This window comes from Testudinibacter sp. P27/CKL/0425 (assembly GCF_052931395.1).
Window position 1 is genome coordinate 1,732,648 of record NZ_CM128801.1, and the last position, 13,992, is coordinate 1,746,639.

Below are 13,992 nucleotides of genomic sequence, written 5' to 3' on the forward strand. Positions count from 1 at the left end.
CCACATTTTTGGCTACTATGCCTGAAAATAACTAATCCCCACCGAAGTGGGGAGTGGCATGGCAGTTACTTAGAACGACGCATTGCGAGGGTAGCGAGGGAATGGGATCACGTCGCGAATGTTTTGCACGCCGGTGACGTAAACAATTAAACGCTCAAAGCCCAAACCGAAGCCGGAGTGCGGTACGCTGCCGTAGCGGCGCAGGTCGCGATACCAGCTGTAGTCTTCTTTGTTTAAGCCCATTTCGGCTAAACGCTGATCCAACACCTCTAAACGTTCTTCACGCTGTGAACCGCCGATGATTTCGCCGATTCCCGGTGCTAATACGTCCATGGCAGCGACGGTTTTACCATCATCATTCAGGCGCATATAAAACGCTTTAATGTCTTTCGGATAGTTTTTCACCACAACCGGCGCATTAAAGTGTTCTTCAGCTAAATAGCGTTCGTGTTCTGATGACAAATCAATGCCCCATTCAACCGGGAATTCAAACTGTTTGCCGGATTTCAGTAGCACTTCAATTGCGTCGGTATAGTCAATCTGAGCGAAATCGGAGGCGACGAATTTTTCCAAACGGTTGATCACGTCTTTATCAACACGTTCCGCGAAGAATTTCAGATCGTCGGCGCGCTCTTCCAACACCGCTTTAAACACATATTTCAACATTGCTTCGGCAAGTGCGGCATTGTCGGCAAGATCGGCAAACGCCACTTCCGGCTCAACCATCCAAAATTCCGCTAAGTGGCGAGTGGTGTTTGAATTTTCTGCACGGAAAGTCGGACCGAAAGTATAGATTTTGCTTAGTGCACAGGCATAGGTTTCGCCGTTTAACTGACCGGATACGGTTAAAAACGCTTCTTTGCCGAAGAAATCTTGTTTGTAATCGACCAAACCGTTATCGCCGCGCGGCAAGTTTTCCAGATCTAAAGTTGATACGCGGAACATTTCTCCTGCGCCTTCGGTGTCGGAAGCGGTGATCAGCGGCGTTGCAACCCAATAGAAGCCTTGTTCATGGAAGAAACGGTGAATGGCTTGTGCCAAGCAGTGACGCACGCGTGCAACTGCGCCGATTAAATTGGTGCGCGGGCGCAGATGTGCCACTTCGCGCAGGTATTCAACACTGTGGCGTTTTGCCGCCATCGGATAAGTTTCCGGATCATCAACCCAACCGCTGACGGTGACATCGTCGGCTTGTAGTTCCACCGCTTGTCCTTGCCCTTGTGATTCCACCACTTTGCCGGTGACAATCACCGAACAGCCGGTGGTCAAATTCAACACTTCATCTTGATAATTGCTGACGCTATTGCTCACCACGGCTTGAATCGGATCAAAACAAGAACCGTCGTAAACCGCCAAGAAAGAGAACCCCGCTTTGGAGTCGCGACGGGTGCGAATCCAGCCGCGCACAGTAATGGTTTCGCCAACTGCAACTTTCCCTTGCAATACCTCGCTGATAGATGAAATTTTAGCCATTTTTTCCTCAAATTAGACAAATGTAAAAAGTTCGCTCTAGTTTACTGATTCCAAGCCAAAATACAACGATTTGAACGGAAATAAGCGATTTTCCGGCAGGCGATTAGATAATATTTAGCGAAGCAAAAATTATGTCGAAATCGTGAGCTGATTAGCATAATTGACAATATCTTATTGTAATTAAATAAATAAATGCGTATAACAGTGATGATTTAAAACATTCTTAGCGACAATAAATGAAAATAAAGAGAAGAACTTATGCCAAAGATAAAACAAGAAGGCTCAAACCGCGTTAATTTACAACATTTAGGTGCAATTTATCGTCTGATTGAGCAATTCGAGCTGATTTCACGGATTGACCTGTCTAAAATCTCCGGCTTTGCGCCGGCGAGTATCACCAATTTAACCCGCGAACTGATCAATTCGCATTTTGTAATTGAAAGAGCGGTGCAAAATACCATTGTGCGCGGTCGTCCGGCGGTAGGGATCTGCTTGTCGCCGTTTCATTGGCAATATTTAGCCGTGACCTTGAGCGAAAAGAGTCTGGATGTGAGCTTGTGCGAGCTGAATGGCAAACAGTTGCAATTTCAGCACTATCCGCTGGATAAAAGTGCGGTATTGGACAACTTTATCAGCGATGCCATCAATGGATTTTTGAAACAACATAGCGACGAAATCAGCCATATTTTAGCCTGTTCATTGTGTATTTTAGGACGGGTGGACAAATTCGAAAAACGGGTGTATCTCGGCGAGCAAAAACTCAATCCGGATTTGCAGGAGGAGTTACAGCAGCATTTCAAATTCCCGTTGATTGTCGCGGAACATTTTTCCATGTGGACTTTTGCCGAAAGCCATTTGGGAAACGCGATTAACAGCGATAACGTGATTTTCTTGCAGTTTGACGACGCGATTAATATCAGCGTGTTGAGCGAAGGTAAGATGATCAAAAATGAAAAACAGAAGCGCATGAACATTGACAAGGTCTCCTTGCCGAAAATCAGTGAATTGAGCGATCAAATTGCATTAGACGTGCCGGAAATGGAAAGGCTGTATCTGTATAATCAAGTGAGCAACAAGGCGATTTATCAGCTGGTGGATCTGTTGTTGCCGAACGACTTGCCGAACGACGAAAACAAAATCCAATTTTTGTGCGAACTGGCGAAACAAGAGAACCCCGCGGCGATTCAGATTATTCACCATTTGTCAGACAGCGTGTCTTACCTGTTAATGTATCTGACCAATATTTTCGCTTCGGAAAAAATCATGATCAACACCCGTTTGTTGTCGGTGAAAGATATTTTCCTGCAACGGCTGGCGCTGAAATTGCAAGACGCGTTGCTTTCCGACGAACAGCAAGTTGAAATTATCACCTCAAAATTCAGCTGGAATGATCCGACGATTGCTTCGTCGGCGATCAAACAACAGTTGTATAACGGCGAATTATTTACCGATTTTGTCCGTTAATTGTTGCCTATTTGCTAAAAACTTGTGTTAGCTCAATAAATTGTTTTGTATTTTTGCTTAGAATTTTCCCTGTACAACGAATGTAGAGGGAAAATTATGAGTTGTTTTTTCGTAACCGGCACGGATACCGGTGTAGGCAAGACCGTCGCCAGCAGAGCCATTATTCAGGCGCTGCAGCAACAGGGCTGCCAGATTGTCGGCTATAAGCCGATTGCTTGCGGCGACGGCGGCTATCATCCGTATTGCGACACGCCGACAGAGCAAGATACCCAGCAAAACAGCGATGTCTTGACACTATTGGCAAGCTGTAATGAACCGTTGCAATATCACGACATTAACAGCTACACCACGCCGTTAGAGCAAGAGCCGGGACTGAATGATTTTTTAGAGCAGCCGCAGCCGATCCAAATTGAAAAAATCAATAGCGACTTACAGCGCTTGACCTCGCGTTATCAATCGGTGTTGGTGGAAGGCACGTTCGGTTGGCTGACGCCGATTAGCCGCAGTTTGGACTTTTCCGATTGGGTGGCGCAACAGCAAATGCCGGTGGTGTTGGTGGTCGGAATCAAGGAAGGTTGCATTAATCACGCCTTGTTGACGGTGCAGGCGATTGAAAAGAGCGGTGTGCCGCTGATTGGTTGGGTTGCTAACCGGATTAACCCGGGCTTGAGCAATTACAGTGCGATTATTGAGCTGTTATCCGCCAAAATTGATGCGCCGTTATTGGGGCAGATTCCGTATATTTATCAACCGGAAAAACAAGATTTGGCGCATTTTATGACCAATATCGATCGTCTCGGCTATTTGCAAACGATTCGTTAATCCGTTCAGCAATGAATGGCGGATAGCACAACCGCACTTTGCGCCTTAAAGTGCGGTCGGCGGATAAGATAAGCCGTTATTCTTTCCAAACGACATGATATTCCGGATTTTCTTGATCGTGTGAAATCAATACTTTAGCAAACACATCGTTCATTTCATCATTATCGTTGACTAAACCGACCCAGACTTCGGCATAGGCTTCCGGATCAATCAGCACGCCGATTTCCTCGTCCCAATTCTCGGCAGTCTCCACCATTTCAACTGCGCCGCGTTCCTCAAATTGCAGATTAAACAGCAGAATATCCGCCGGATCGAGATTTTCTTCTGCCATTTCCAAAAAAATATCGTAAGCGGTGTCAATCGCGCTATCGGGATCAAGTTTGTTTGTCATCATTTTTCCTCAGAGAGTCACAAAGTGCGGTTAGCATACCTGTTCTCTCGGTGAAAACCAACGCTTTAACCGCACTTTCACAAAAAATAACCCCGCGACCATAGGTGCGGGGCGAGATAGAAGCACAAAGTGCGGTTTGGCATTAGCCGGTGTTACGCATACCTGCGGCAATGCCGGTAATTGTGATCATCAGCGCTTGATTCAAATGGGAATCTTGCTGATCTTCCGCTTGTTGGCGCAAGCGTTGCAGCAGCTCCACTTGCAGTAAATTCAGCGGATCGGTATATACGTTGCGCAGTGCAATTGATTGCGCCACCCACGGCAAATCATCCATCAACTGATCTTTATGCGACAGCTCCAACAAGGTCTTAACATCGGCTTGCAGCTGTTGGCGCAGCGCCTCGCCTAGTTTCCACAGGCTTGGCTCGACTAAACGCTGATCATAATATTCTGCCAGCCACAAATTGGTTTTGCTGAACACCATTTCCAGCATTCCGATTCGAGTGGAGAAGAACGGCCAGCTTTGGCACATTTCCTCAACTGCCGCGCCTTTTCCGCTGTCTAGCAGTTGTTGAATCGACGCGCCGGCGCCCAGCCATGCAGGCAACATCAGGCGGTTTTGCATCCAAGCAAAAATCCACGGAATCGCACGCAGGCTTTCCACGCCGCCTTTCGGGTTGCGTTTCGCCGGGCGTGAACCGAGCGGCAAACGCGACAATTCTTGTTCCGGCGTCGCTGAACGGAAATACGGCACAAAATCCGGCTGCTCGCGCACTACGCCGCGATAAATATCGCAAGAAATCAGCGATAATTCGTCCATAATGCCGCGCCATTCCGCTTTCGGCTCTGGTGGCGGCAGCAAATTGGCTTCTAAAATCGCACTGGCATACAGTTCCAAACTGTTCACCGCCACTTGTGGCAAGCCGAGTTTGAAGCGGATCATTTCCCCTTGTTCGGTCACCCGCAAGCCGTTTTTCAACGATTTTGGCGGCTGTGACAACAGGGCAGCGTGCGCAGGCGCGCCACCGCGTCCGATTGTGCCGCCGCGCCCGTGGAACAGGGTTAATTCGATATGCAGTCTGTCACACAGATTAACCAACGCTTCTTGCGCGCGATATTGCGCCCACGACGCCGCCATCATGCCCGCATCTTTCGCCGAGTCGGAATAGCCGATCATCACCATTTGTTTGTTTTTGATAAAGCCGCGATACCAGCCGACGTTAAACAGTTCTTCCATCACTGCTTCGGAATTGTCCAAATCCTCAAGGGTTTCAAACAGCGGCACCACCGGAATGGTTTTGCTGCAACCGGCTTCTTTCAGCAATAAATGCACCGCCAGCACATCGGAGGCGGATTTTGCCATTGAAATCACATACGCGGAAATCACGCCTTCATTTTGCTCCGCCACGACCTTGCAAGTGTCGAGAATCTCTTTAGTTTCCTCACTTGGCGACCATTCAATCGGAATCAGCGGACGGCGTGAATTCAGTTCGCGAATCAAAAATGCCTGTTTATCCGCTTCGCTCCATTGCGCATAGTCGCCCAAGCCGATATAGCGGGTCACTTCCGCAATTGCCATACAGTGACGGGTGCTTTCTTGGCGAATATCCAGTTGTGACAATGTCACGCCAAAGCAGCGAATCCGGCGCAGAGTGTCGAGCAGCAGCCCGTTGGCGATAATCCTCATACCGCAGTTGGAAAGAGATGTGTAGCAATCAAACAGCGGCTGCCACAATTGTTCGTTTTTGGTGATGATTTGATCGGTCGTGGTGCGCGGCTGGCGATCCGCCAACAAATCGTTAAAGTGATTTTGTGTGGCTTTCAGCTTGGTGCGCAAATCTTTGACGATGTAACGATACGGCTCTTGGTGATCGCCATATTTTTGTTTGAACTCCTCGGTGGCTTCGACCATCGACAATTCGTCGGATAACAGCTTAATGTCTTCCAAAAACAGTTCTGCCGCTTTGGCGCGTGCCAGATTTAACACTTTGCGCGTGACTAAGCTGGTGACAAACGGATTGCCGTCGCGATCGCCGCCCATCCACGAGGAAAATTTCACCGGCGTGAAATCCACCGGCAGAGTGAAATCCAAATGTTCACGGCTGCTGTCGTTTAACTGGCGCAGGAACACCGGCACTGCTTTCCATAAGCTGTTTTCGATCACCGAGTAGCCCCACTTCGCTTCCTCAAACGGCGTCGGGCGCTGAGTGCGGATTTCATTGGTGTGCCAGGCTTCGGCGATTAACTGTAACAAGCGCCGTTCAATTGCGGTGCGTTCTTTCACTGTGAGATCGGAGTGTTCCAGTTTGCTTAAACATTTGTTGATTTCAACGTGTTTGTGGGTCAGCGAGCGGCGGGTGACTTCCGTCGGGTGGGCAGTCAACACCAGTTCAATCAATAAATTATCGACCGCACTTAACACTTGTTCCGGTTTAATATTTTGTTGTTTGAGCTTGCTGAACAGGTTGCCGATTGAACGCTGGCTGGAATCCAGATCATCATGGTGGCGGGAAATGGTTTGATATTGTTCGGCGATATTGGTCAGGTTTAAAAAATGGCTGAACGCACGCGCCACCGGAATAATATTGTCGTTAGAAATGGTCGCCAAGGTGTCGAGCAACGCTTGGCGCGCCTTGTCGTTGCCGGCGCGGGAGTCGCGAGAAAGCACTCGAATATTTTCAATCAAATCAAGAATATCGCTACCTTGTGCATCGCTGATAGTTTCCCCCAAAAAGCGCCCGAGCATACTGATGTTGTTACGCATTTCGCTGTATTGCTGAATCATCGTTTATTCCTTATTCAGAAAGTCAATTTTAAAATTTAAAAACTGTGATAGATATAACAAAAAACAGGAAAGGCGGTCAACAGGAATTAACTCATATTTGGTATTTCTTGCAAAATATTGCAATATTTTTAACAATCGATAAAACTTGCTGTGGAATGATGTGAGAAAATCGCGATCTTATTAAACATTTTTGAAACAAATGGAAATCCTTATCACTTGAACGAAGTGATAAGGAACGAGATTGGATGAGAAACTATTTAACCGCTTTCTCACGAATCGGCAAGTTGATGAACGCCGCCAGTGCTGCCAGCACAATGTCGGCATACCACATCCATTGATAGTTGCCATGTTGCTGCATTGCCAGCCCGCCTAAATACGCGCCGAAAAATCCGCCGATTTGATGCACGAACAGACAAATACCGAATAAGGTCGCCAGATAGCGCACGCCGAACAATTTGCCGATAATCGCGGCAGTTGGCGGCACGGTCGCCAGCCAAGTTAGTCCTAAACCGACTGCGAACAAATAGAAGGTGGTGGTGCTGTGCGGGCTGAGCAAATAGACGGTGATCAGCAATGCACGAATGGCGTACATTCCGAATAACAAATATTTGCTGCGGTAATGATTCACCATTGCGCCCACTGCGAGGCTACCGACAATATTCGCCACGCCGATGATCGAGAGCGTCCACGCGGCAACGAAGGTCGGCAAGCCTTGCAATGACACCTCAACCGGCAAATGCGTGACGAGAAAGGCAATGTGAAAGCCGCAGGTGAAAAAGCCGAGGCTTAACAGGATATAACTGCGATCACGCACTGCCTGTTTGACGGTTTGTTTTAAGGTTGGGATCGCCGGATTTTCAGTCGTCTGTACCGCACTTTGTGTTTGATTTTGTACAGAATTTGCAGGGAGCGATTGCAAGTGCGGTTTTGCCGCTGTGGATTTTTGAGTTAATTTCCAAGCGAAGGGAAGTGCGGTCAGGCACATTAATGCCAAAGCATACATTGCCGACATCCAACCGAAACCGAGAATTAAACGCTGCAAAATCGGGGCAAACACAAACTGCCCGAACGAGCCACCGGCATTAATCACGCCCGACGCCATGCCGCGCGCTTGCGGCGGCAGTTTATTTGCCACTTCGCCCATCAATAGCGAAAAGCTGCCGATGCCCGATCCCATGGCGCTCAACAAACCGAGGGTTAAAATAATCCCCCAGTTGCTTTGCAATAATGGTGTTGCCGCCGAACCGACAGCCAGTAGCACAATGCCAAAAAACAGCACCCGCCGTGCGCCAAAATATTCAGCCGCAATGCCGGCTAGCGGCTGCACCGCGCCCCACATCAATTGCGCAATTGCCGCGCGCCCATGGTGATCATCAAAATGGTCGCTGCCAGCAACATGGTGAACCACAATAGTTTGTTTGAGGTTGGAGCGGAGAGAGGTTGATTCATAGAACTTCCTGCAATAGAAACAAAAAACCGCACTTTGCTGTTTTAAATAGAGAGATTGCTACATAGAGAGTTTTGATAATGTATTGATTTACAGAAAATGGTGCTTAGGTAGGGCTCCCCACACCTACACACGATCAACGGAAGCGCTATTTCAGATTCCTGCCTGCGATCTGGGAGATTCATCGCTTTTCTAAGCACCATATGGAAAGATACTACGCAGATCGGCAAAAAGTCAACCATCAACAAAATACTATTACGAGGGCTTTATACCATAAAAAACGCCATAAATAGTGCATTATGGCGTTTAATATGGGAAGTCGCGGTTATACCTTAACAATCCAGCCTTCAGGCGCTTCAACATCGCCAAATTGAATGCCGGTGAGTTCAGCGTACAGTTTTTGGGTGATTGGTCCGACTTCAGTTTCAGAGTAGAACACATGGAAATCATCACCGTTTTGGATGCCACCGATCGGGGTGATCACCGCCGCCGTGCCGCACGCGCCAGCTTCCACGAAGCGATCAAGTTGATTAATATACACATCACCTTCAATCGCTTTTAATCCCAAGCGTTGTTCTGCCAGATAGAGTAGAGAATATTTGGTGATGCTCGGCAAAATGGACGGCGACAACGGCGTTACAAATTCATTGTCTTTAGTAATACCGAAGAAATTGGCAGATCCGACTTCCTCAATTTTGGTGTGTGATGTCGGATCTAAATAGATGCAATCGCCGAAATTGCGTGCTTTTGCCTCTTTGCCTGGCAACAAACTGGCGGCATAGTTTCCGCCGACTTTTGCCGCTCCGGTGCCTTGTGGCGCGGCGCGATCGTATTCGGACACGATAAAGTTAGTCGGCTGCATACCGCCTTTGAAATATGCACCAACCGGGCAGCAGAAAATCGAGAAAATATATTCCGGCGCCGCGTGCACACCGACATTGTCGCCAACGCCGATCAGAAATGGACGCAGGTATAAGGTCGCACCGCTGCCGTAAGGGCCGACAAATTTCTCATTGGCTTGCACCACTTGTTTACAAGCATCGACAAACATCTCAACCGGCACTTCCGGCATTAATAAACGGCGGCAGCTGCGTTGCATCCGTTTGGCGTTTTCATCAGGGCGGAACAGATTAATGCTGCCGTCTTTGCAACGGTAGGCTTTCAAGCCTTCAAAACACTGCTGCCCGTAGTGAAGAGCGGTCGAGCCTTCGCTGATATGCAACACGTTATCGGTGGTCAGCGTGCCGCCGTCCCATTTGCCGTCTTTCCAGTGGGCAATATAACGAAAATCCGTTTTAATATAGCCAAAGCCCAAATTCGCCCAATCTAATGCAACATCACTCATTGTTTTTCCTTACTTTTTTATTTGATTCAGACAAGAATAGCTGACATTTTTATCCTATTTTTACGCCAAATCAATCATTAATTTGTTTCGGGCTGAATTTTTTGCAGCAGCTGAACCAGCTGTTGCGCCTCCGCCGCAGAAAGCGGACTCAGCAGATCCGCTTCAAATTGTTGTAACAATTGATGAATCGCATTTTCTTTATGTTGCCCCTGTTTGGTCAAAAAGATATTTTTCCGCCGTGCATCACGGTGATTATCTTTGCGCACAATAAAATTTTTGCGCTCCAACAAGTCGATGATTTTGGTCATCGAGGACGATTCGATCTGCAACTGTTTCATCAAACTACTTTGATTCTGCCCGTTTTCCGCAAACAGCAACAGCAACACTCGCGCTTGCGAAAGCGTCAATTCCTCTTGCTGCAACCGCTGATCAAGCGCTTTGTTCATGCTTAGGGTTAGGTTTTTGAGTTGCCAGATTAAATATTGAGCGTGATTTTCCGAACTCATGGCTTTGTTCTCATTTTAATAAATTGTTAGATGAAAATTTAGCATAACAGCGGCGCAGAGGATAGGCGAAAACGTGCTTCTTTGTTAGAATCACAGCCATAAAAAAAGCCACTCAAATTTTGAGTGGCCGATAAACCAAACGGGTCTTAAAAATACAGGAAGTTAACAGTAAAACTCAAATCTAGTGAACTAGATAAAACACAACATCATACTTAAAAACAACACCATGTTGCTTAAGCAATGTCGCCATTTTAGGTTTTGCGGCGCTGAGTAACAATTTATATTTTTTTATCGTTCGCATAAATTTTACTTATGCGATTTTAGACGACAGGATATGCCATGCACAAACGTTTACCGCCGTTGAATGCGCTGAAGGCCTTTGAATCGGCGGCTCGTCATTTGAGTTTTACCAAAGCCGCCGATGAATTGTTTGTCACTCAAGCGGCAGTTAGCCACCAAATCAAATTGCTGGAAGATTTCTTGGGCACCGCACTTTTTATCCGAAAAAACCGCGCGCTGGATCTCACCGAACAGGGCAGTGCGTATTTCCACGAAATCAAAGGCATTTTGCGCCGCTTGGCGGAAGTAACCGCACAGCTGAAAGGCAGTTTACAAAATCTGGAATTAACCATCAAAGTGCCGCAAACCTTCGGCTTGGCATGGTTGGTGCCGCAATTGAGCGAATTTAACCGCTTATATCCAGACATTGAAGTGAATATTCAAGGCTTTGATTATGACGAAAGCGACATTTTGGCGGATGCCGATGTGGCGATTTTCTACGGCAAGGGCGATTGGAAAGGGCTGGAGAGCCAGCGTTTGCTGGAAGGGCGGCTGTCGATGTTTGCCGCGCCGAAATTGTTGCAGCAAAAGCCGCTGAACAGTTTGAACGAATTGGCGAATCACAACCTGTTGCATATTCATACTCGCGAAAATTGGCAGCGCATGGCGGCACATTTGCAGCTGGATCATTTGAATATTCAACACGGAGCAGTGTTCAGTCACACTTTTATGGCATTGCAAGCGGCACTGCACGGGCAAGGAATTGTGCTGGCGAATAAAATTCTAGCGCAGCAATATCTCACCGACGGTTCGCTAAAAGAGGTGTTCTGCACCGACGTTACCGATCCAAAATCATTTTATGTGGTGTATCATCCGAATTATTCGGATAAAATGCAGACCGTTGCGTTTATCAATTGGATCATCCAACATATTCAACAACATCATTGATCTGCGTTAAGGACAAATTATGGGAAATCGCTTTTTAGTTTTCGCCGCGATTAGCGGCTTTTTCTGTGTGGCGTTCGGCGCGTTTGCCGCGCACGGCTTAGAACCGCACTTGACTTTTTTACAGCTGGATTGGATCGATAAAGGCTTAAAATACCAATTTTTTCATACTTTAGCTCTGCTTGCGCTTGGGCTATTTGTCACCGCCACACAAAACCAACCAGCTCCGGCGTGCCGCAATAAAGGTTTAAACTGGATCGGCTACAGCTGGGCTGTCGGCATCTTATGTTTCTCATTCAGCTTATATGGTTTGGCATTAACCGGCATCAAAACGCTGGCGTGGATCACGCCGATTGGCGGCATGGCATTTTTAGTCGGCTGGGGGGCGTTGGTGTTTATCAGCATTGCCAGCAGCATCAAACCGCGATCGTAAATAAGAGGCGCTATTGTGAATAAACTGGCTTTATATTGCCGCATTGGTTTTGAAAAAGAGCTGGCGGCAGAAATCAACGACAAAGCCGCCGACTTGGGCGTTTACGGTTTTGCACGAGTGGTGGAAAACAGCGGCTATGTGATTTTTGAATGCTACCAACCAAACGAAGCTGATCGACTGGCGCGGGAAATCCCGTTTAATCAACTGATTTTTGCCCGCCAGATGATGGTGGTGTCGGATCTGCTAACCGATTTGCCGTTAGAAGATCGCATCAGCCCGATTGTGGCGCAATATCAACAAACTACCGATATTGATTTTCGCCAAAGTACCGAACTATGGGTGGAAACCGCCGACACCAACGAAGCCAAAGCCCTCTCCACTTTTTGCCGTAAATTCACCGTGCCGTTGCGTCAGCAGCTGAAAAAGTGCGGTTTGCTGAATTTCCGTCAGGTGAATAAAAGCGGCATCACGCTACATATTCTGTTTATTGCCAATGATAGTTGTTATGTCGGTTACTCGTATAACAATAACCACTCACCGCACTTTATGGGGATTCCCCGTTTGAAATTCCCAAATGACGCACCAAGCCGCTCAACATTAAAACTGGAAGAGGCGATCTTGACCTTTTTAAGCGAAAAAGAAGAGAAACAGCGGATGAACGATCAAATGAAAGCCGCTGATTTAGGCGCTTGTCCGGGCGGCTGGATCTATCAACTGGTGAAACGCGGTATGTTTGTTTATGCGGTCGATCACGGTAAAATCGCGCCATCATTAATGGAAACCGGACGAGTAGATCACTGCCCGGAAGACGGTTTCAAATTCCAACCGCCGAAACGCACTAAACTCGATTGGCTGGTGTGCGACATGGTGGAACAACCGGCGCGGATCACCGCCCTGATGAGCAAATGGCTGATTAACGGCTGGTGTCGGGAGATGATTTTCAACCTGAAATTGCCGATGAAAAAACGCTATCAAGAAGTGCGGTCGTGCCTGCAAACCTTGAGCGATGATTTGAGCAAACAAGGGCTGAATCACCGCATTCAAGCCAAACATTTATTTCATGATCGGGAAGAGATCACCGTTCATGTGCTGATTAATACCATCTATAAACAAAGAAGTGAGGGATAAGATGACAACTTTACGAATTGCCGTTGCCGGCGCAGGCGGCAGAATGGGGCGCCAATTAATTCAAGCGGTGAATAATGCCGAAGGCGTGGTGCTGGGCGTGGCATTAGAGCGCGCCGGTTCAAGTTTGGTCGGCACTGACGCAGGCGAGCTTGCCGGAGTTGGTAAATTGAATGTTGCGGTGAGCGATAATTTAGCGGCAGTTGTCGATCAGTTCGATCTGCTTATCGACTTCACCCGTCCGGAAGCCACTGTCGGCTATCTGGATTTTTGTGTCGCCAATAACAAAAAAATGATTATCGGCACCACCGGTTTTGATAACGCGGGCAAACAAGCGATTCAAAACGCAGCAGAAAACATCGGCATCGTGTTTGCATCAAACTACAGCGTCGGCGTGAACTTGGTGTTTAAACTGTTGGAAAAAGCCGCCAAAGTGATGGGCGATTATTGCGACATCGAAGTGATCGAAGCGCACCACCGCCACAAAGTCGATGCCCCGTCCGGCACCGCACTTTCAATGGGTGAACACATTGCCAAAACCTTAGGGCGAGATCTGAAAACCCACGGCGTATTCGCACGCGAAGGCATCACCGGCGAACGCAAACGCGATGAAATCGGCTTTGCCACGATCCGTGCCGGCGATGTGGTCGGCGAACACAGCGTATGGTTTGCCGATGAGGGCGAACGAGTCGAAATCGCCCACAAAGCCTCCAGCCGTATGACCTTCGCCAACGGCGCAGTGCGAGCCGCAAAATGGCTGCAAAGCAAAGAACACGGGTTGTTTGATATGACCGATGTGTTGGATTTGAATAATTTGTGATCCAACACGCATTCGCATGAATTCAATAAGCAAAACGGGCGGATTTTCTATCCGCCCGATGACAAAGTGCGGTATAATTTTAAAGTTTTTTCAGTTCCCTTTGATTTAAATTAAAATGGTAACACTTTGTAAAATATCAAGAAAATTTAACGAGAGA

At 47.6% G+C, this 13,992-nt stretch carries 12 protein-coding genes; 6 read left to right on the top strand and 6 right to left on the bottom strand.

The features are described 5' to 3' along the window. Window positions 1–69: 69 nt before the first annotated feature. Entirely contained in the window at window positions 70–1,473 is a 1,404-nt protein-coding gene (asnS, locus tag ACUHGC_RS08665) for an asparagine--tRNA ligase (protein WP_446832939.1), read from the bottom strand. Window positions 1,474–1,731: 258 nt separating this feature from the next. On the opposite strand from asnS, the gene ACUHGC_RS08670 reads away from it, so the two are divergent. Together ACUHGC_RS08670 and bioD are read left to right on the top strand one after the other, a co-directional pair. Then, a complete protein-coding gene (locus ACUHGC_RS08670; protein WP_446832940.1) occupies window positions 1,732–2,937 on the top strand; it encodes an ROK family protein in 1,206 nt (401 codons plus the stop codon). Between the two features lie 96 nt (window positions 2,938–3,033). Then, the gene (bioD, locus tag ACUHGC_RS08675; protein ID WP_446832941.1) at window positions 3,034–3,759 is read left to right on the top strand and encodes a dethiobiotin synthase; all 726 of its coding nucleotides are present in this window, start codon (window positions 3,034–3,036) and stop codon (window positions 3,757–3,759) included. Between the two features lie 76 nt (window positions 3,760–3,835). Here bioD and ACUHGC_RS08680 read toward each other — a convergent pair whose 3' ends face one another. The 5 genes from ACUHGC_RS08680 to ACUHGC_RS08700 form a co-directional block, all read right to left on the bottom strand. Continuing rightward, a complete protein-coding gene (locus ACUHGC_RS08680) occupies window positions 3,836–4,150 on the bottom strand; it encodes an HI1450 family dsDNA-mimic protein (protein ID WP_446832942.1) in 315 nt (104 codons plus the stop codon). Window positions 4,151–4,292: 142 nt separating this feature from the next. Then, the gene (ppc, locus tag ACUHGC_RS08685) at window positions 4,293–6,935 is read right to left on the bottom strand and encodes a phosphoenolpyruvate carboxylase (protein WP_446832943.1); all 2,643 of its coding nucleotides are present in this window, start codon (window positions 6,933–6,935) and stop codon (window positions 4,293–4,295) included. Between the two features lie 253 nt (window positions 6,936–7,188). Then, window positions 7,189–8,262: an MFS transporter gene (locus ACUHGC_RS08690; RefSeq protein WP_446832944.1), complete on the bottom strand. Its 1,074-nt coding sequence runs from the start codon at window positions 8,260–8,262 to the stop codon at window positions 7,189–7,191. A gap of 445 nt (window positions 8,263–8,707) precedes the next feature. Continuing rightward, on the bottom strand, window positions 8,708–9,727 hold the full coding sequence (locus ACUHGC_RS08695) for a branched-chain amino acid aminotransferase (protein WP_446832945.1): 1,020 nt from the start codon (window positions 9,725–9,727) through the stop codon (window positions 8,708–8,710). 77 nt (window positions 9,728–9,804) lie between these two features. Beyond that, the gene (locus ACUHGC_RS08700; RefSeq protein WP_446832946.1) at window positions 9,805–10,233 is read right to left on the bottom strand and encodes a MarR family winged helix-turn-helix transcriptional regulator; all 429 of its coding nucleotides are present in this window, start codon (window positions 10,231–10,233) and stop codon (window positions 9,805–9,807) included. 339 nt (window positions 10,234–10,572) lie between these two features. Here ACUHGC_RS08700 and ACUHGC_RS08705 point away from each other — a divergent pair, with 339 nt between their 5' ends. From ACUHGC_RS08705 to dapB, 4 genes are read left to right on the top strand one after another with little or no spacing between them, the layout of a single operon-like run. Further along, window positions 10,573–11,460 (top strand): transcriptional regulator GcvA, encoded by an 888-nt coding sequence (locus tag ACUHGC_RS08705; protein WP_446832947.1) that lies wholly within the window; start codon window positions 10,573–10,575, stop codon window positions 11,458–11,460. Window positions 11,461–11,479: 19 nt separating this feature from the next. Further along, on the top strand, window positions 11,480–11,890 hold the full coding sequence (locus ACUHGC_RS08710) for a DUF423 domain-containing protein (RefSeq protein ID WP_446832948.1): 411 nt from the start codon (window positions 11,480–11,482) through the stop codon (window positions 11,888–11,890). Between the two features lie 15 nt (window positions 11,891–11,905). Then, window positions 11,906–13,018, top strand: a complete 1,113-nt coding sequence (gene rlmM, locus ACUHGC_RS08715) for a 23S rRNA (cytidine(2498)-2'-O)-methyltransferase RlmM (RefSeq protein WP_446832949.1) — start codon at window positions 11,906–11,908, stop codon at window positions 13,016–13,018. Window position 13,019: 1 nt separating this feature from the next. Further along, window positions 13,020–13,835 carry a 4-hydroxy-tetrahydrodipicolinate reductase gene (gene dapB / locus ACUHGC_RS08720; protein WP_446832950.1) on the top strand — a complete coding sequence of 272 codons (816 nt, stop codon included), beginning with the start codon at window positions 13,020–13,022 and terminating at the stop codon, window positions 13,833–13,835. The last annotated feature ends 157 nt before the right edge of the window (window positions 13,836–13,992 follow it).

Excerpts from the sequence above, each read along its gene's own strand:
- ACUHGC_RS08680 (WP_446832942.1), bottom strand. The coding sequence starts at position 4,150 with ATGACAAACAAACTTGATCCCGATAGCGCGATTGACACCGCTTACGAT.
- ACUHGC_RS08705 (WP_446832947.1), top strand. The coding sequence starts at position 10,573 with ATGCACAAACGTTTACCGCCGTTGAATGCGCTGAAGGCCTTTGAATCG.
- ACUHGC_RS08695 (WP_446832945.1), bottom strand. The coding sequence starts at position 9,727 with ATGAGTGATGTTGCATTAGATTGGGCGAATTTGGGCTTTGGCTATATT.
- dapB (WP_446832950.1), top strand. The coding sequence starts at position 13,020 with ATGACAACTTTACGAATTGCCGTTGCCGGCGCAGGCGGCAGAATGGGG.
- ACUHGC_RS08710 (WP_446832948.1), top strand. The coding sequence starts at position 11,480 with ATGGGAAATCGCTTTTTAGTTTTCGCCGCGATTAGCGGCTTTTTCTGT.
- ppc (WP_446832943.1), bottom strand. The coding sequence starts at position 6,935 with ATGATTCAGCAATACAGCGAAATGCGTAACAACATCAGTATGCTCGGG.
- ACUHGC_RS08700 (WP_446832946.1), bottom strand. The coding sequence starts at position 10,233 with ATGAGTTCGGAAAATCACGCTCAATATTTAATCTGGCAACTCAAAAAC.
- ACUHGC_RS08670 (WP_446832940.1), top strand. The coding sequence starts at position 1,732 with ATGCCAAAGATAAAACAAGAAGGCTCAAACCGCGTTAATTTACAACAT.
- bioD (WP_446832941.1), top strand. The coding sequence starts at position 3,034 with ATGAGTTGTTTTTTCGTAACCGGCACGGATACCGGTGTAGGCAAGACC.
- asnS (WP_446832939.1), bottom strand. The coding sequence starts at position 1,473 with ATGGCTAAAATTTCATCTATCAGCGAGGTATTGCAAGGGAAAGTTGCA.